Source organism: Pseudomonas sp. Larv2_ips (assembly GCF_963879675.1).
GTDB lineage: Bacteria > Pseudomonadota > Gammaproteobacteria > Pseudomonadales > Pseudomonadaceae > Aquipseudomonas.
Map to the genome: position 1 here is coordinate 81,606 of NZ_CAWOAW010000031.1, position 16,269 is coordinate 97,874.

The window sequence follows — 16,269 nt, forward strand, 5'->3', positions numbered from 1 at the left end:
TTAACTGATCCACCGCATTCGCGAGCAAGCCCGCTCCCACATTTGATCTGCGCCGCCTGTTAGACTCACCCCATCTTTCCGCCCGCGAGCCGCCCTCATGCTCCACGTGTTATTCAGCGTTTACCTGAAGATGCTGGTGCTCTACAGCCCGTTCTTCGTGCTGTCCTGTTTTATCAGCCTGACCCGCGGTTACTCCAGCAAGGAGCGGCGGCGACTGGCCTGGAAAGTAGCGCTGGCAACGCTGGTCTCGAGCGTGTTGCTGTACCTGTTCGGGCGAGTGATTTTCAGCGTGTTCGGCATCACCGTGGACGCTTTTCGCATTGGCGCCGGCAGCGTGCTGTTCATCTCGGCGCTGGGTATGGCCCAAGGCAAGTCGGCAGTGCAGACCGACAACGTGCAGCAGGACGTGACCATCGTGCCGCTGACCATCCCGCTCACCGTCGGCCCGGGCACCATCGGTGCGCTGCTGGTAATGGGTGTGAGCCAGCCGCACTGGGATGACAAGATCATGGCCATCCTCAGCATTGCCCTGGCCAGCCTCACGGTGGGCGTGGTGCTGTACCTGTCCAATCGCATCGAACGCATTCTGGGCGACCAGGGCTTGCAGATTGTCAGCCGGTTGATGGGATTGTTCGTGTGCGCCCTCGCCGCGCAGATCATCTTTACCGGCGTACGCGGTTACCTGGTGCCCTAGATACGGTACTTGGCGATGGCCAGCTGGACCTTGTCACCGGCGCTCTCACGCATCAGCTGAAGCGTCGTTTCGTTGACCACCGCGGTATTGAGCACCAGGCAGGTTTGCCCGCTGAAGGCCTCGAACGAGGCGCTGTCCCATTCCAGAAAGGGCAAGCCCACCTGTTTGCTCACACCGTGGCTGCTGTAGGTCACCAGCACCATCATCACTTCCCCTTCGGTTTCGGCGCAGGAAGCCAGGCCGAAATCACCGCCCTGATGCACCGAGCTATTGCGTTTGAACAGGTCGAACGTCGCGGGTTGCTGCTTCAACGCCTCCAACGCATCCGCCGCCAGCTTGGGCAGTGCGGTGAGCAAAGGTCCGGCCAGTGACATCGAGGCCAGCATCGCCGCAATGATGTTCAGCGCCGCCAATTGCACGGTCAGGCCTTTGCCCGAGCGCGTGACCCGCTCGAAGCGGCTGCGCACCGGCAGCCAGCCCAGGCTGACCATCACCTTGATAAATTCGTCGTACCAGGCTTCGGTGCCGCGCTGAACCTTCAACACATCGCTGACGTAGCTGCTCGCAAGCAAGTAGCTCTTGCGAACGTATTCGCGGTTCAGGGCGGACATCCCCTCGATAAACGAGATCACGCCGTTGTTCACCACCGCTGCATTGCTGTCATCGTCCGCGCCCATCGGCACAGAGGTCTGTGCACCCGGCGCTCCCGGCAACTTGTAGGCGGCAATCAACTTGCGCCTCTTTACGCTGTTGATCCTTCGGTGCTGTCGCTCCATTTTCAGTTCTCCACAAGCACCCCACATGGGGCGTGTGTTCACACTAGTCCAGCCGCGAGAGCGCTTTCCAGGCCACAAACATCACTTGCCGGCATGCGGCAAGTCCCGCCACCCAACGATTGCTGGGCGGCCCGTGGGCCCTTCCGGATTTCGTCGATAAAAAAAGAAAAAGCCCCGAATAACGGCGGGCGTTCACCCAGCGTTACTCGGAGCTTTCCGGCGTGCGACAGGCCGTTTTCAGGAGGCGGGTTTTTCACCATACCAGCGCGGCGTGTACACCCACTCACCGCCACCGGCGCGCGCAAATACGCACGTGGTGGACGAGCCAATCAGCACCATGGTGCGCATATCGACCTGTTCGGGCGTCAGCTGCCCAAGCGTGGTGACACGCAGTGTCTGGCCTGGGCGACCGATATCGCGCCCCAGCACCACCGGCGTTTCAGGCGTGCGGTGCAGCGCGACGATTTCCAGCGCGCGCCCCAATTGCCATGGCCGCGAACGCGAGATCGGGTTGTAGAACGCCAACGCCAAGTCGGCCTGGGACGCGAGGTCCAGGCGCTTTTCGATGATCGACCAGGGCTTGAGGTTGTCCGACAGCGACATCACACAGAAGTCATGCCCCAGCGGCGCACCCGCTTGCGCAGCGGTGGCAAGCGAAGCCGAGACGCCTGGCAGAATCTGCAGGTCAACCTGATGCCAGGCCGGGTCACTCGACTCATGCAAGGCCTCGATCACAGCCGCCGCCATGGCGAATACGCCGGGGTCACCGGACGATACCACCACGACTGAGCGCCCTTGCGCAGCCAGCTCGAAGGCATGGCGCGCACGCTGCATTTCTTCGCGGTTATCGGTGCAGTGCTGCACCTGGTCGTCACGAAATGGCCCGGCCATGCGCACATAGGTTTCGTAACCGAGCACATCGGTGCAGCGCGCCAGTTCAGCCTTGACCGCCGGCACCATCAATTCGGCGGCGCCAGGGCCCAGGCCAATCACCGCCAGACGGCCGCGCGGGCGACCAACATGCGCCAGGTCCAGGGGCTGCTCGGCGACGCTGATGACGATGTCCGCCTCCTGCGTGACGCTGGAAAACAGCAGCGGCACACTCAATGCCAGCGCAGCCTCGTGCAGCGAAGGTTCGGCCATCTGTGTATCGCTGGCCAACACGCAGGCCAGGGATTGAACGGCAATACCCGCGTCGTGCAATGCCGCCCGCACACGTTCAGCCAGGTGCGCGCCGGGCTTGCAGGTGACGCACACGTTCTGCGGGTAAATCAGCAACTCGTTGGCGGCGGGCACGCGCTCGGCGCTGCCCACATGAATCGCCAGGCGTGCCTGCTGATCCTGCGGCAGATTGGCCTGAGCCAGCCAGGGCGCTGCGCCTTCGATGCGCACGCTTTCGCCGGCCAGCAGGTCCGAGACAAAACGCTTGCCCAGCTCCAGATCCGCCAGTTGATAACCCGCAGGCGGGTTGAGCAGGCAGGTGCCGAACCGCAACTCGCCACTGGTGGTGATCGCGGCAGACACGCCCAATGCAGCGCCAATGTCGCGCGCCATCACGTTCACGCCACCGAGGCCGCCGAGCAACGGCACCACGGCACTGCCGTCTTCCGCCACGGCCAGCACGGCGGGTTCCTCGCCTTTTTCCAGCAGCAGCGGCGCCAGGGTGCGGATCACGATGCCGGCAGCGCACAGCGCAATCAGCGGCGTACCCTGTTGATACAGCTGGCGCAGGGTCGCGCCGAACTCGCTGTAGGTCTGGTCGGCGCCTTCAACGCGCCCGGCCAAACCGTGGATCAGCGCGCCGGGGTAAACCTGCGCAATTTTGCGCGCCGTGGCCAGGCTGCCCTGGCCCAGAATGACAATCGCCGGGCGCATCAACCTTGCCACCGTTCGCCAGGCACGATGATCAGCGAGAAGTACGGTGAAGACGCCGGGTCGACCTGATCCAGCGGCACGATTTTCTGGTTGGCCATGGTCGCGCGCTCGACATACAGCGCGCGCTCGGCCAGGCCGAGTTCTTCCAGCACCTGACGCACCTTGGGGAAGTTACGCCCCAGCTTCATGATCACCGCCGCATCGGCATCCGCCAGGCGACGCTTGAGGTCGTCATGGGGCAGCACGCCCGAGAGCACCGACAGGCTCTGATTGCGATACACCAGCGGCGCGCCGAGTACCGAGGCGCCGCCGAGCATCGAGCACACGCCGGGAATGACCTGGGCGTCATAGCGCTCGGCCAGGCGGTCGTGCAGGTACATGTAGGACCCGTAGAAGAACGGGTCACCTTCGCAGATCACCGCCACGTCGCGGCCGGCGTCCAGGTGCGCGGCCACGTCCAGGCTTGCCGTGTCGTAGAAGTCGCTGATGACTTGCTCGTAGGACAGCGGCGCCGGCAGCACTTCGGTGGTCACCGGGTACACCAGTGGCATCAGGGTCTGCTGCGCAACCAGGTGGTCTTCGATGATGCCGAACGCATTGCCCTTCTTGCCCTTGGCCACGAAGTACGCCACCACTGGCGATTCGCGCAGCAGGCGCAGGGCCTTGAGGGTGATCAGTTCCGGGTCGCCGGGGCCCACGCCCAGGCCGATCAAACGTCCGCGTGCCGACATTATTCGACCTCCGTGGCCAGGGCGTTGACCGCAGCGGCCGCCATCGCACTGCCGCCCAGGCGCCCTTGCATGATCACGAACGGCACGCCACGGCTGTCTGCTGCGAGCATCGCTTTGGATTCGGCAGCGCCGACAAAGCCGACCGGGAAGCCCAGAATCAATGCAGGTTTTGGCGCACCGGCATCGAGCATCTCCAGCAGGTAGAACAGCGCGGTCGGCGCGTTGCCGATCACCACCACACTGCCTTCCAGGTGTGGGCGCCACAGCTCCAGGGCAGCAGCGGAACGGGTGTTGCCCAACGCGCGCGCCAGTTCCGGCACGCTGTCGTCGCGCAGGGTGCAGATCACCTGATTGTTGGCCGGCAGGCGCGCACGGGTTACGCCTTCAGAGACCATCCGCGCATCGCACAGGATCGGCGCACCGGCGGCCAGCGCATCGCGCCCGGCCTTGCCTGCGCCTTCGGAGAACTGCAGGCCATCGATGGCCTCGACCATGCCGCAGGCGTGGATCACCCGCACCGCGAGTTTTTCCAAATCAGCCGGGATGCGGTCCAATTTGGCTTCCGCGCGAATAATGGCGAAGGAGTTGCGATAGATCTCCTGACCGTCGCGGATGTAATCAATCATCGGTGTTGCTCCGTGAGCGTGCGCGTAACAGGGCGCCCGCCGCTTCAATGGAAAGAGTGCGCGCGTGCAGCCGGCCGAAACCTGGCTGGGCTGCATCGCGAAAATAGACGTCGTAGTGGCCGGGGCTCACTGCCAGTAACGTGACTGGCGCGGTGTGCGCGGCCGCGCAGGAGCGTGCGCAGCCGGATAAGTGCACCTCAACGCCAGGTTGCAACGCGGCCAATTGCAGGGCGTCGGCCTTGGTATCGGCCAGGCCTTTGCCACAGCCGCTTGAGCCGGTGCAGGCGATCAGGCGCGCCAGGGGTTGGTCGACTGAGCAGAGAAAGCCCAGGTGCTCCAGACGCTCAGTCACTGCGCCGTGGCTTTTAATGTTGGGCAGCAGCACGCCCTGCCATGGCGTGAAACGTAAAGTGCCGTCGCCCAACTCCATGGCCAACTGCGCGGCGCCTTTGAGCATGGTTGAATCCAGGCGACCCAGCGGTGCAACGGCGGCGACGTAGAATTGATCTTTTTGCCGCTGTGGATAACTGCCCAAGTGCAGCAAAGCCCCACTGGCCGGGCGTTTGAAGCCCTCCACCGGCAGCAGCGGCAGGCTCAGACGGGCCAATAAGTTATCCACAGACACCTGACGCATGCGGGTTTGCGTCGGCGTCGCCAAGTCGAGAAACAGCTCCAGCACTGCGACGACCAGGGCATGACCCTGCTCCAGGGGCACGGCCGCCACCGGCGCATCCAACCCAGGGCAACCCGCCAGCCCGAAGGCCAATAATGTTTCGCCATCGCGCTCAAACGCCGACAGCCATAGGTCGTGGTGATGCTCGAGCATCGCCAGGGCTTCACCGCCATCGAGCTGCACGGCGAACTTGGCCGACAACTCATGGAAACGTGGACGGTTTTGCAAGGTGGCGAGGATCTGCCCGGCCAACGGTCGGGTGTCGAACAACATTTGAGTATCGATACCGGCGCTGGGGCTGAGCATCAGGTTGCGCACATCATCGCCAGCAGCGTTGTTCGGGCCCAGGCCTGCGGCCAGCAGCGCGGCGATCAAGGCCTGCTGCTCGGCACCGATCCCGCGAATCTGCAGATTGGCGCGGTTGGTGGCCTCGATCACTCCACCGGCGTAGGCCTGGGCCGCGTCCGCCACGGCCACCGCCTGCGCGGCGCTGATGGACCCACCGGCCAATTTGATCCGGCAAATGCCGCCATCCAACGCCTGGACAATACGCAGCAACCCCGGACAAGCCGAGGGGCGCAAGGTGTTCAGAGCGGGTGTTGGGTTCACGGGGCTACCGGTTGACGGGTAAAGGCGCGGTATTATGCCTGCTTTGTCCGGCGGCATGAAAAGCCTGCCCGTCGGATGTCGTTCAAGGAATTGATATGTCGCCCTGGCTGACGGTAGTAGGCATCGGTGAAGACGGCTTCAAGGGGCTGGGCAGAAACGCCCGGCATGCCCTGTTGCGCGCCTCCCGGATTATAGGCGGCCAGCGTCAGTTGGACCTGTTGCCGGTGTGTATTCGTGGTGAGCGGCAGCTGTGGCCGAGCCCGTTTTCCCTGGCGCCCGTGTTGGCGCAACGCGGCGAGCCTGTGTGCGTGCTGGCCAGCGGCGACCCGATGTTCTATGGCGTGGGCGCCAGCCTGGCGCGGCAGGTGGCGGCTGAAGAGTTGCTGGTTTTACCGGCGCCGTCGTCGGTGTCGCTGGCGGCGGCGCGATTGGGCTGGCCGTTGCAGGACGTGGTGACGTTGTCGGTGGTGGCGCGGCCGCTGGCGGCACTGAATGCGCATCTGGCCAGCGGCGTGCGGTTGCTGGTGTTGAGCAACGATGGCCGCAGCCCTGCGGCGATTGCCTCGCTACTGGTTCAGTCCGGGTTTGGCGCCAGCCGTCTCAGTGTGTTTGAACACGTGGGCGGCGCGGATGAACAGCGCATTGACGGGCTGGCGGTTGATTGGCCACACGCCTCGGTTGCGGATTTGAATCTCGTCGCCATTGACTGCGTGGCCGACGCCAACACACCGCGCCTGTCGCGCCTCGCCGGCCTGCCGGACTCAGCCTTCCAGCACGACGGCCAACTGACCAAGCGTGACGTGCGCGCCATGACGCTCGCCCGCCTCGCACCGGTGCCCGGCGAGTTGCTCTGGGACGTAGGCGCAGGCAGTGGCTCCATCGGCATTGAATGGATGCGTGCCCATCCCAGCTGCCGCGCGCTGGCGATTGAAGCCGACGCAGGCCGCCAAGGCCTGATCGAACATAACCGCGACGCCCTTGGCGTGCCCGGTTTGCAATTGATTCGTGGAAAGGCGCCGGACGTGCTGCACGGACTGGAAGCACCAGACGCGATCTTCATCGGTGGCGGCGTCACCCGCGACGGCGTGCTCGACACGTGCTGGCAGCACCTGCGCCCGGGCGGCCGTCTGGTCGCGAACGCCGTGACCCTGCAAAGCGAAATGACCCTGATGGCCTGGCGCGCAGAGCACGGCGGCGAGCTGACTCGCATTCACGTGGCGCAGGCCCAGCCGCTGGGCGAGTTCGACACCTGGCGCCAGGCGTTGCCGATTACCTTGCTGGAAGTGGTCAAGCCGTTATGAAACGCATCCTGCTGTTGGGCGGCGTGACCGAAGCGCTGGCCATCGCGCGTACGCTGGGGCCTGAACATATCTACAGTCTGGCCGGTGTGGGCCGTGTGCCTACCGACCTCACCTGCCACGTGCGCGTCGGTGGGTATGGCGGGGTTGAAGGGCTGGCGCAGTTTGTTCGCGATGAACACATCAGCCTGATCCTCGATGCCACCCATCCGTATGCCGCCCAGATCAGCCGGAACGCCGCGCAGGCGGCGCGGCTGTGCGGCATCCCTTGCTGGGCGCTGCGCCGTCCGGCGTGGCAACCGCAGGCAGGCGATAACTGGCGTGAGGTGAGTGATTGGGCCGAGCTGGTTGAAGCGTTGAGGCCCTTCAAGCGCCCGTTGTTCACACTGGGGCGCGAGCCATTGCAGCATCTTGATGAGATCCCCGCCGATCAGCTCTGGACGCTGCGCGCACTGGATGTGTATCCGGGCAATGCACGCTGTGAAGTCATCGGCGCACGTGGGCCGTTTCTGATTGAAGACGAGCGCGCGTTGTTTGAGCGGCGTGGGATTGATGTGTTGATCAGCAAGAACAGCGGCAGTACGGCGACCGAACCGAAACTGGAAGTAGCGCGGGAGCTGGGAATACCGGTGCTTGTCTTGAAGCGTCCAATACTGGCTGCGGTAGATCGAGAGTTCACCGACGTGGCTGCGGTGCTACAGGCCGTCAACACGCTCTAAACACCACCTTTCCAATGTGGGAGCGGGCTTGCTCGCGAAGGCGCTGGGTCAGCCAATTAATCACTGGCTGACCCAGCGTTATCGCGGGCAAGCCCGGCTCCCACATTTGGTTTGTGGCGGGCGCAAAATTTTGGCCAGGCACAAATAAGTGTGGGAGCCGGCTTGCCTGCGATGGCGGTGGGTCAGTGAGCCTCGCCGTTACTGATACACCGCCTTCGCGAGCAAGCCCGCTCCCACATTTGGTTTGTGGCGGGCGCAAAATTTTGCCCAGGCACAAATAAGTGTGGGAGCCGGCTTGCCTGCGATGGCGGTGGGTCAGTGAGCCTGGCCGTTACTGATACCCCGCCTTCGCGAGCAAGCCCGCTGCCACATTTGGTTTGTGGCGGGCGCAAAATTTTGGCCAGACACAAATAAGTGTGGGAGCCGGCTTGCCTGCGATGGCGGTGGGTCAGTGAGCCTGGCCGTTACTGATACCCCGCCTTCGCGAGCAAGCCCGCTCCCACATTTGGAACTGCGTTATCAGGCTGCAGTTTTCGTTTGTCCGACGCCCATGTGCACTCGATCGGCCAGCAACTGCGCCAGCTCAATCAACTGCGCAACGCCGAGCAATTTCTCTGATTTAGGGCCATCCAGGTCAAAGGCAAGGTCGCACCTCAGCGCATTGGTCGAGGCGAGTGTTTCGCCGAGTTTTCAGCGGTGTCCGGGGACTAGAGTTCCATCTTCCTAGGGACAACCTTGAATCGTTGTCGGACGTTCCTATACGCCTCCATCCACCGCCGAACACAAGCCAGCCCCCACAGGGTTCAGCGTCACGCTGAATGTCGCGGCCCATCTGCAAAATTGGCAATCTGTGGTTCCCGGCTATCCTGTAGACAACCACTGCGACACCAAACCACACCGGCCTTTTTTACTTATCCCCACCGATCAGGCTAAATACGCACCTGATCGCTTAACCCTACGGATTGTCCGCCATGGCCCGTCAACGCTTTGCAATTGTGTGGATCGCCTGCTTTGCAGTGCTGTTCAACGCCTTTGCCATGCCGATGGCGAGTGCGATGCAGCAGTCCAGCGACCCTGTTCAGCAATTGCTATGGGGCAGTTTTTGCTCCTCCAATGGCGCCAGCCTGAAGACCATTGCCCTGGGCAAGCTCGACATTCCGGCGCCGCAGCAGGACGACCACTCCACCATGCAGCACTGCTGGTGTTGCTCGGGCTCACCGCCTTTGGTGGCCTTGCCGGGGCATGTGCCGCAGTTGTATCTCACCCGTTTTGCAGCGGCGCAGAGCCTGCCGCCGCCTTCATTGCAAGCCCCTACCCCGCGCCAGCAATGGCCGAGCCTCAACCCGCGCGCGTCTCCAACGGTCTGATTTCTTCGCAAGTGAACTGCGTTTAGAACCGTTCTGGAGAACTGCCATGCTCAAATCTTCCCTGCTTCTGGCTGCGTTGTTGCTGCCGGTGTGTGTTGCTGCGAATGCCGATGACTACAAGGCCGGCGACCTGCTGGTCAGCGATCCCTGGTCACAGGAGCTGCCACCGAATGCGCCGACCGTCGCTGCGTATTTCGTGATTCATAACGCCGGCGAAACGCCGGACCGCCTGCTTGGCGTCGAGACGCCGGTAGCGGACAAAGCCGAGCTTCACGAGCATGTGATGCAAGGCGACTTAATGAAAATGCAACAAGTGCCCAGCGTTGCCGTGCCGGCCAAGGGGGATTTGACCTTCGCGCCAATGGCCTATCACGTGATGCTGCTGGGCCTAAAAGACCGCAGCCTGCTGGCCGACGGCAAGCAATTCCCACTGACCCTGACGTTCGAAAAAGCCGGCAAGGTTGAAGTCGAAGTTTCGGTTCAGAAAACGCCGCCAGCGGCTGGCCACGAGTCTATGCACGCTCAATAGGCCAACCTCGATGGGCGCCCCTCGCGCCAGGTTATCCGCGCAACGCCGCAAGCCCCTGGGTTTGATGCGCGCCAGCTGGATCAGCCTGTTCGCCATGCTGATGATCTTCATCGGTCCGCTGATTTCCCAAGCGATGCCGATGGATCATCACGCCGGTATGTCGATGGAAATGTCCATGGACATGCCCAGCTGCCATGGCGATGCACCGCAACACAGCAAAGCGCCTGACGAGCACCACGTGCTCTGGGAAAAGTGCGGCTATTGCAGCCTGCTCTTCAGTTGCCCGGCCCTGCCCGGCAGCGTGTCCTATATCACCCTCGGCACCGCGCCACCCGCCAACGCCCTCACCCCCGCCCCACACCTGGGCCATGCCCGGCAGAGCATTTTCCCCGGCGCCCGCAGCCGCGCGCCCCCCATCACCGCGTAAGCCTTTCACCGCGCTACTTCACACCGGCCGACTTTAGACAGACAGCCGCAGGCTGCTGGCCGTGTTGTTTACGAATGATTGATGGAATTTTTCATGTCCAGGTTTTCTGCTGACACCCGTATGGGATGTACCCCCGTTTTCGCTGTTCTGTGTGGCGCACTGTTGGTGCCACAGGTACACGCCGACGATCATGAGTTAAGCCCCACGGTGATCACCGCGATTGCTCCCAGCTCGCCGCTGACCGTGATCACCAACCCCAAAGACCCACGCCAACCGGTGCCCGCCAGCGATGGCGGCGACTACCTCAAGACCATCCCTGGCTTCGCCCTGGTGCGCAACGGCGGCACCAATGGCGACCCGGTGCTGCGCGGCATGTTCGGCTCGCGCCTGAATATCCTCACCAATGGCGGCATGATGCTCGGCGCCTGCCCAGGCCGGATGGACGCACCGACCTCCTACATTTCGCCGGAAACCTACGACAAGCTCACCGTGATCAAAGGCCCGCAAACCGTGCTCTGGGGCCCGGGCGCGTCGGCCGGCACCATTCTGTTCGAGCGTGAGCCGGAGCAGTTCGGCGAGCTGGGCACGCGGGTCAACGCCAGCGTGCTGGCCGGCTCCAACGGGCGCTTCGACAAAGTCATCGATGCCGCCGCCGGCGGGCCGCTGGGCTACGTGCGCGTGATCGGCAACCAGGCACACGCCGATGACTACAAGGACGGCAACAACGACACGGTTGCCTCGCGCTACGACAAGTGGAACGGCGATGTCGCCGTCGGTTTTACCCCCGACGCCGACACCCTGCTGGAACTTACCGCCGGCCGTGGCGATGGCGAAGCACGCTACGCCGGGCGCGGCATGGACGGTTCGCAGTTCCTGCGCGAAAGCCTGGGCCTGCGCTTCGAAAAATCCAACATCGGCGAGGTGCTGGATAAAGTTGAAGCCCAGGTCTACTACAACTACGCCGACCATGTGATGGACAACTACAGCCTGCGCACGCCGTCCGGCACCGGCATGATGGCCGGGCCCATGGCCTCCAACGTCGACCGCCGCACCCTCGGCGCGCGGATCAAGGCCACCTGGCGCTGGGCCGATGTGCAACTGATCAGCGGCCTGGACGCGCAGACCAACGAACACCGCCAGCGCAGCAGCATGGGCGTCGACACCTACAAGGATCTGCCGCGCAACAAGGACGCCAACTTCCACAACTATGGCGTGTTCGGCGAACTGACCTGGTACGCCGCCGACCGCGATCGTCTGATCACCGGCGCACGCCTGGACCGCGCCTCGGCCAAGGATTTTCGCCAGACGACCGGTTCAGGGATGATGTCCCGCCCCAACCCGACCGCCGACGACACCCGCGCCGATACGCTGCCGTCGGGCTTTGTGCGCTATGAGCATGACTTGGCCGACAGCCCCACCACTGTCTACGCCGGGCTGGGCCATTCGGAACGTTTCCCGGATTACTGGGAGCTGTTTTCCCCTAATACCGGCGCGGTCGGTTCAGTGAATGCTTTCGAAGGTGTGAAGCCGGAAAAAACCACCCAACTCGACTTCGGCGCGCAGTACAAAACCGCTGACGTAGAAGCCTGGGCCTCGGCTTATGTCGGCCAGGTGCGCGACTTCATCCTGTTCGACTACACGCCCGGCATGATGGGCACCACCTCCCAGGCGCGTAACGTCGATGCCCGCATCATGGGCGGCGAACTGGGTGCGGCCTATAAGCTGACGCGCCACTGGAAGGCCGATGCCAGCCTCGCCTACGCCTGGGGCAAGAACACCAGCGACGGCAAGGCCCTGCCGCAAATGCCGCCGCTGGACGCGCGTTTCGGCCTGACCTACAGCGAAGACGACTGGAGCGCCGGTGCCTTGTGGCGCGTGGTGGCAGCGCAAAACCGCATCGACCCGAACAAGGGCAACGTGGTCGGCAAAGACTTCGACAAAAGCGGCGGCTTTGGCGTGTTCTCGCTGAACGCGGCGTACCGCATCAATAAGCACTTCAAGGTCAGCACCGGCGTCGACAACCTGTTTGGCAAAGCCTATGCCGAGCACTTGAACCTGGCCGGCAACGCCGGCTTCGGCTACCCGGCCAGCGACCCGCAAGCCATCAAGGAACCGGGGCGCACGCTCTGGACCAAGGTGGACATGAGCTTCTAAAAGCTTCGCGAGCAAGCCCGCTCCCACACTTGGAATGCATTTCAAATGTGGGAGCGGGCTTGCTCGCGAAGGCGGCATAACTGAATAAAATTTTTAAAGCCTTTGCGGAGCATCCTGATGACCACTCAAAAGATTTCCTTCTACAACCTGGCCTGGCGCTGGCACTTCTACGCCGGGCTTTTCGTCGCGCCTTTCATGGTGCTGCTGGCCCTCACCGGCATCATCTACCTGTTCAAACCCCAGCTCGACCCGCTGATGTACGCCGACCTGCTCACCGTGCAAAGCGCCGAACACGCCTTGAGTGCCGACGAGCAATTACAGCGCGCGCAGGCAGCTTTTCCCCAGGGCAAAATCAGTAAATACCTGCCACCGGCCGACGCCACCAGCAGCGCGCAGTTCGTGATGCATGACAGCGGCCGCGAAGTGACCGTATTCGTGGACCCGTACCGCGGCACCGTGCTTGGCGAACAGGATGCCAAATACAACCTGCAAGCCATCGCCCGCGCACTCCACGGTGAGCTGATGATCGGCACCGTCGGCGACCGCCTGGTGGAACTCGCCGCCGGTTGGGGCGTGATGCTGGTGGTGTCCGGCCTGTACCTGTGGTGGCCGCGCGGCAAGTCGTCGGCCGGGGTGTTATGGCCACGGTTCAACGCGCGTGGGCGCGTGTTCTGGCGCGACATGCACGCCGTCGCCGGTTTCTGGGGGGCGGCGTTTTTACTGGTGATGCTGCTCAGCGGCATGACCTGGACCGGCTTCTGGGGCAAGCAATACGCCGCGTTGTGGAATCGCTTTCCGGCGGCGATGTGGAACACCGTGCCGCAGTCGGATCAGCAGGCGCGCAGCCTCAATACCGCCAGCCAGCAAACCGTGCCGTGGGCGATGGAAAACACGCCGATGCCAATGTCCGGCGACCACGCCGAACACATGAACCACGGCGCCATGCATTCGGGCCCGGCTGCGCCAACCGTGCGTCTGCAGCAGGTGGTCGATCTGGCCAATGCTCGCCAGGTTGAACCCGGCTACAGCATCACCTTTCCCAGCACCGCCGACGGTGTGTTCACCGTCGCGGTGTTCGCCAACGACCCACGCAACGACGCGACCCTGCACGTGGACCAATACACCGGCAAGGTGCTCGCCGATGTGCGCTGGGAACACTACAACACGGTGGCGCGCGCCACCGAAACGGGTGTGATGCTGCACGAAGGCAAGATGTTCGGTTGGGTCAACCAACTGATCGTGCTGCTGATCTGCCTGATGATTTTGCTCAGCGCGGTCAGTGGTGTGGTGATCTGGTGGAAACGCCGGCCTGCCGGTGGCCTGGGTGTGCCGCCGCTGCGCCATGACGTGCCGAAGTGGAAAACCGCGATGGGGATCATGCTCGCGCTGGCGATCATTTTCCCCTTGGTCGGCGCCTCGTTGATCGGGGTGTGGGCATTGGATCGGCTGGTATTGGCGCGCGTTTTCAACCAACGTGAATCTACCTCAGGTTCTGCATGAGGCAGGCGAGATGCCCACGGCAGAGCCCTTCTGTAGCCTTGCGCGACTTTTGTCCCGCAGCCAATAAGTGTTAACTTATAACACTTTCTGCGTTATCGTTGCTCGCCGCGCACTGCGGCGAGTACCCCTCCAAGAAGTGATTGATTGATCGATGAACAAGTACCTAGCGCCCGGCCTGTGCCTGCTCGCCCTGCACACCAGTGCCCAGGCCCTGACCCTGCCCGCCAGCCCCGTCACCGCAACCGCCGTGGATGACGAACGCGTCGACCTCAACACCCCGACCACTGCGGGCTCGCGCCTGAACCTTACGGCCCTGCAAACCCCTGGCAGTGTTGAAAGCCAGACCGGCGAAAAAATCCGCGAACGCGGCGACGCCAGTGTGCAGGACGCTATCTCGCGCGCCACCGGCATCAGCCGCACCGGCACGCCGGGCGACGGCGGCACCTCGTTGCAGGCGCGCGGCTTTACCGGGCAGAGTGCAGTGCTGCAACTGTACGACGGCCAGCGCATGTTCGACGGCGCGGGCACTTCCACCTTCCCGGTAGACACCTGGTCGGTTGAACGCGTGGATGTGTTGCGCGGCCCCGCCTCGGTGATCTACGGCCAGGGCGCCACGGGCGCGGTGGTCAACACCCTGCCGAAAAAGCCGTTTGAAGGCGAGATCGAAAACCACCTGCGCCTCGGCTACGGTTCCTATGACCGCCAGCAGCAAGCCCTGGACAGCGGCGGCTCGCTGACCGACACCCTGAGCTACCGCCTGAACATCAACCGCCTGCGCAGCAACGGTTTCATCGCGCGCGGCGACTCTGCCAGCGACTTCGTCAGCGGCGCCCTGCGCTGGCAGCCGGCCGACAACCTGAGCGTCACCCTGGCACACGACTATGGCGACCAGACCCCGCAGAATTACTACGGCACGCCGCTGATCAATGGCCAGTTGCACAAAAGCCTGCGCGACAAAAACTACAACGTCAGCGACGACAAACAGCACTACAACGACCAGTGGACACGCCTGACCAGCGAGTGGCAGATCAACGACAACGTCACGGCCACCAACGAGCTGTCGTACCTGAAAAACCAGCGTCGCTGGCAAAACGCCGAGAGCTACAACTATGTGGACGGCGGGCTCGTACGCCAGAGCTACCTGGGCATCAAGCACGATCAGGAACAGGTCGGCGACCGCCAGACCTTCACCTTCAAACACACCCTGTTGGGCCTCGACAGCCAGACCGTGACAGGTGTCGAGTACAACCGTATTCGCTTCCGTCTGGCGAGCAACGCGCCCTTCGACGACCTGCCGGGTGGCGGCCAGCCGGTGGACATCAACCATCCCGTGCCACAACCGTTTGAAAGCGACAGCCCCTTTATTGCGCAGTCGGTCAGCACCACCAAACAGCTCGCCGCCTTCGCTGAAAACCGCCTGCAACTGACCGATAAACTGTCGCTGATCACCGGCGCGCGCCGTGACTATCTGCACATCGACAGCAACGACCTGACCACAGCGAACCAGGGCGCCGACAGAACCCTCACCGGCAACAACTGGAAAGCCGGCCTGGTCTACGCGATCACTCCGGACACTTCGGTCTACGGCCAATACGCCACCAGCACCGACGGCGTCGGCAGCCTGATCAGCTTGAGCCCGAGCCAGCAGCAGTTTGGCTTGTCCACCGCCAAACAAGCCGAAGTCGGTATCAAGCAGGCATTCTGGGACTCGCGCGGCGAGTGGACGCTGGCGGCCTATCACATCGTCAAAAAGAAGCTGTTGACCAACATCCCCGGCACCACGCTGCAACAACAAGTCGGCCAGCAATCCTCGAACGGCCTGGAAGCCAGCCTCGACCTGCAACTGCCGAACGCCTGGCAATTGCAAGCGAACGCCGCCATCGTGCGGGCCAAGTACGACGACTTTTCCGAAGCGGTGAATGGCCAGGCGGTGTCCCGCGCCGGCAACCGCCCGGTGGACGTCCCCAACCGTACTGCCAACCTGTGGCTGAGCAAGGCCGTGACCGATAATGTGCGCGCCGGTGCCGGGGTGCGTTACGTCAGCGCGCGGTATGCCGACACCGCCAACAGCAGCGAGGTGCCGAGCTACACCGTGGCCGACGCGACCGTGTCGTGGAAGGCGATGCGCAACACCACGCTGGGCCTGGAGCTGAACAACCTGTTCAACCGCACTTACGCGGTCAGCCAGTACAACAACGGCCAGCAGTGGATTTTGGGTGAGCCACGTTCGTTCTTCGTGACGGCGGATTACACCTTTTAACGGATACACCATGGAACCCTGCAGGAGCGGG

14 protein-coding genes and 1 pseudogene are annotated in these 16,269 nt (G+C 63.2%); 9 read left to right on the forward strand and 6 right to left on the reverse strand.

Going from position 1 to position 16,269, the window contains the following annotated elements; translation table 11 throughout:
• Positions 1 to 97: 97 nt before the first annotated feature.
• Positions 98 to 694: a MarC family protein gene (locus AACV02_RS26055; RefSeq protein WP_017253590.1), complete on the forward strand. Its 597-nt coding sequence runs from the start codon at positions 98 to 100 to the stop codon at positions 692 to 694.
• On the opposite strand, the gene AACV02_RS26060 is transcribed toward AACV02_RS26055, so the two are convergent.
• From AACV02_RS26060 to cobG, 5 genes are all read right to left on the reverse strand, one after another.
• Positions 691 to 1,470 (reverse strand): hypothetical protein, encoded by a 780-nt coding sequence (locus tag AACV02_RS26060; RefSeq protein ID WP_119737813.1) that lies wholly within the window; start codon positions 1,468 to 1,470, stop codon positions 691 to 693. The two genes, AACV02_RS26055 and AACV02_RS26060, sit on opposite strands and share 4 nt — an antisense overlap.
• 237 nt (positions 1,471 to 1,707) lie before the next feature.
• Positions 1,708 to 3,345 carry a precorrin-3B C(17)-methyltransferase gene (cobJ, locus tag AACV02_RS26065; protein ID WP_119737815.1) on the reverse strand — a complete coding sequence of 546 codons (1,638 nt, stop codon included), beginning with the start codon at positions 3,343 to 3,345 and terminating at the stop codon, positions 1,708 to 1,710.
• Entirely contained in the window at positions 3,345 to 4,079 is a 735-nt protein-coding gene (locus AACV02_RS26070) for a precorrin-2 C(20)-methyltransferase (protein ID WP_177410092.1), read from the reverse strand. The genes cobJ and AACV02_RS26070 overlap by 1 nt, the downstream gene beginning before the upstream one ends.
• Positions 4,076 to 4,702 (reverse strand): precorrin-8X methylmutase, encoded by a 627-nt coding sequence (locus tag AACV02_RS26075; protein ID WP_119737817.1) that lies wholly within the window; start codon positions 4,700 to 4,702, stop codon positions 4,076 to 4,078. Before AACV02_RS26075 ends, AACV02_RS26070 begins: the two co-directional genes overlap by 4 nt.
• Positions 4,695 to 6,041 carry a precorrin-3B synthase gene (gene cobG / locus AACV02_RS26080; protein ID WP_119737819.1) on the reverse strand — a complete coding sequence of 449 codons (1,347 nt, stop codon included), beginning with the start codon at positions 6,039 to 6,041 and terminating at the stop codon, positions 4,695 to 4,697. The genes AACV02_RS26075 and cobG overlap by 8 nt, the downstream gene beginning before the upstream one ends.
• A gap of 38 nt (positions 6,042 to 6,079) precedes the next feature.
• Between cobG and cbiE the strand changes: the two genes are divergently transcribed.
• Both cbiE and AACV02_RS26090 read left to right on the forward strand, forming a co-directional pair.
• Positions 6,080 to 7,285 carry a precorrin-6y C5,15-methyltransferase (decarboxylating) subunit CbiE gene (gene cbiE / locus AACV02_RS26085; protein WP_119737821.1) on the forward strand — a complete coding sequence of 402 codons (1,206 nt, stop codon included), beginning with the start codon at positions 6,080 to 6,082 and terminating at the stop codon, positions 7,283 to 7,285.
• Positions 7,282 to 8,001 carry a cobalt-precorrin-6A reductase gene (locus AACV02_RS26090; RefSeq protein ID WP_119737823.1) on the forward strand — a complete coding sequence of 240 codons (720 nt, stop codon included), beginning with the start codon at positions 7,282 to 7,284 and terminating at the stop codon, positions 7,999 to 8,001. The genes cbiE and AACV02_RS26090 overlap by 4 nt, the downstream gene beginning before the upstream one ends.
• A gap of 519 nt (positions 8,002 to 8,520) precedes the next feature.
• Here the strand turns inward: AACV02_RS26090 and AACV02_RS31015 are convergent.
• Positions 8,521 to 8,688, reverse strand: a pseudogene (locus AACV02_RS31015) (DUF6124 family protein); the annotation flags it as partial.
• 284 nt (positions 8,689 to 8,972) lie between these two features.
• Between AACV02_RS31015 and AACV02_RS26095 the strand changes: the two are divergent.
• The 6 genes from AACV02_RS26095 (at position 8,973) to AACV02_RS26120 (ending at position 16,238) form a co-directional block, all read left to right on the forward strand.
• Positions 8,973 to 9,368, forward strand: coding sequence for a DUF2946 domain-containing protein (locus AACV02_RS26095; protein ID WP_106577683.1), 396 nt, complete (start codon positions 8,973 to 8,975; stop codon positions 9,366 to 9,368).
• A gap of 46 nt (positions 9,369 to 9,414) precedes the next feature.
• On the forward strand, positions 9,415 to 9,897 hold the full coding sequence (locus AACV02_RS26100) for a copper chaperone PCu(A)C (RefSeq protein WP_106577682.1): 483 nt from the start codon (positions 9,415 to 9,417) through the stop codon (positions 9,895 to 9,897).
• A gap of 64 nt (positions 9,898 to 9,961) precedes the next feature.
• Positions 9,962 to 10,324: a DUF2946 domain-containing protein gene (locus tag AACV02_RS26105; protein WP_119738385.1), complete on the forward strand. Its 363-nt coding sequence runs from the start codon at positions 9,962 to 9,964 to the stop codon at positions 10,322 to 10,324.
• Positions 10,325 to 10,417: 93 nt separating this feature from the next.
• Entirely contained in the window at positions 10,418 to 12,478 is a 2,061-nt protein-coding gene (locus AACV02_RS26110) for a TonB-dependent copper receptor (protein ID WP_106577768.1), read from the forward strand.
• Between the two features lie 117 nt (positions 12,479 to 12,595).
• Entirely contained in the window at positions 12,596 to 13,978 is a 1,383-nt protein-coding gene (locus AACV02_RS26115; RefSeq protein ID WP_119737825.1) for a PepSY-associated TM helix domain-containing protein, read from the forward strand.
• A gap of 151 nt (positions 13,979 to 14,129) precedes the next feature.
• On the forward strand, positions 14,130 to 16,238 hold the full coding sequence (locus AACV02_RS26120) for a TonB-dependent receptor (protein WP_119737827.1): 2,109 nt from the start codon (positions 14,130 to 14,132) through the stop codon (positions 16,236 to 16,238).
• Positions 16,239 to 16,269 lie beyond the last annotated feature (31 nt).

Excerpts from the sequence above, each read along its gene's own strand:
- cbiE (WP_119737821.1), top strand. The coding sequence starts at position 6,080 with ATGTCGCCCTGGCTGACGGTAGTAGGCATCGGTGAAGACGGCTTCAAG.
- AACV02_RS26120 (WP_119737827.1), top strand. The coding sequence starts at position 14,130 with ATGAACAAGTACCTAGCGCCCGGCCTGTGCCTGCTCGCCCTGCACACC.
- AACV02_RS26055 (WP_017253590.1), top strand. The coding sequence starts at position 98 with ATGCTCCACGTGTTATTCAGCGTTTACCTGAAGATGCTGGTGCTCTAC.
- AACV02_RS26110 (WP_106577768.1), top strand. The coding sequence starts at position 10,418 with ATGTCCAGGTTTTCTGCTGACACCCGTATGGGATGTACCCCCGTTTTC.
- AACV02_RS26100 (WP_106577682.1), top strand. The coding sequence starts at position 9,415 with ATGCTCAAATCTTCCCTGCTTCTGGCTGCGTTGTTGCTGCCGGTGTGT.
- cobG (WP_119737819.1), bottom strand. The coding sequence starts at position 6,041 with ATGCCGCCGGACAAAGCAGGCATAATACCGCGCCTTTACCCGTCAACC.
- AACV02_RS26105 (WP_119738385.1), top strand. The coding sequence starts at position 9,962 with ATGCGCGCCAGCTGGATCAGCCTGTTCGCCATGCTGATGATCTTCATC.
- AACV02_RS26115 (WP_119737825.1), top strand. The coding sequence starts at position 12,596 with ATGACCACTCAAAAGATTTCCTTCTACAACCTGGCCTGGCGCTGGCAC.
- AACV02_RS26095 (WP_106577683.1), top strand. The coding sequence starts at position 8,973 with ATGGCCCGTCAACGCTTTGCAATTGTGTGGATCGCCTGCTTTGCAGTG.
- cobJ (WP_119737815.1), bottom strand. The coding sequence starts at position 3,345 with ATGCGCCCGGCGATTGTCATTCTGGGCCAGGGCAGCCTGGCCACGGCG.
- AACV02_RS26075 (WP_119737817.1), bottom strand. The coding sequence starts at position 4,702 with ATGATTGATTACATCCGCGACGGTCAGGAGATCTATCGCAACTCCTTC.
- AACV02_RS26060 (WP_119737813.1), bottom strand. The coding sequence starts at position 1,470 with ATGGAGCGACAGCACCGAAGGATCAACAGCGTAAAGAGGCGCAAGTTG.
- AACV02_RS26090 (WP_119737823.1), top strand. The coding sequence starts at position 7,282 with ATGAAACGCATCCTGCTGTTGGGCGGCGTGACCGAAGCGCTGGCCATC.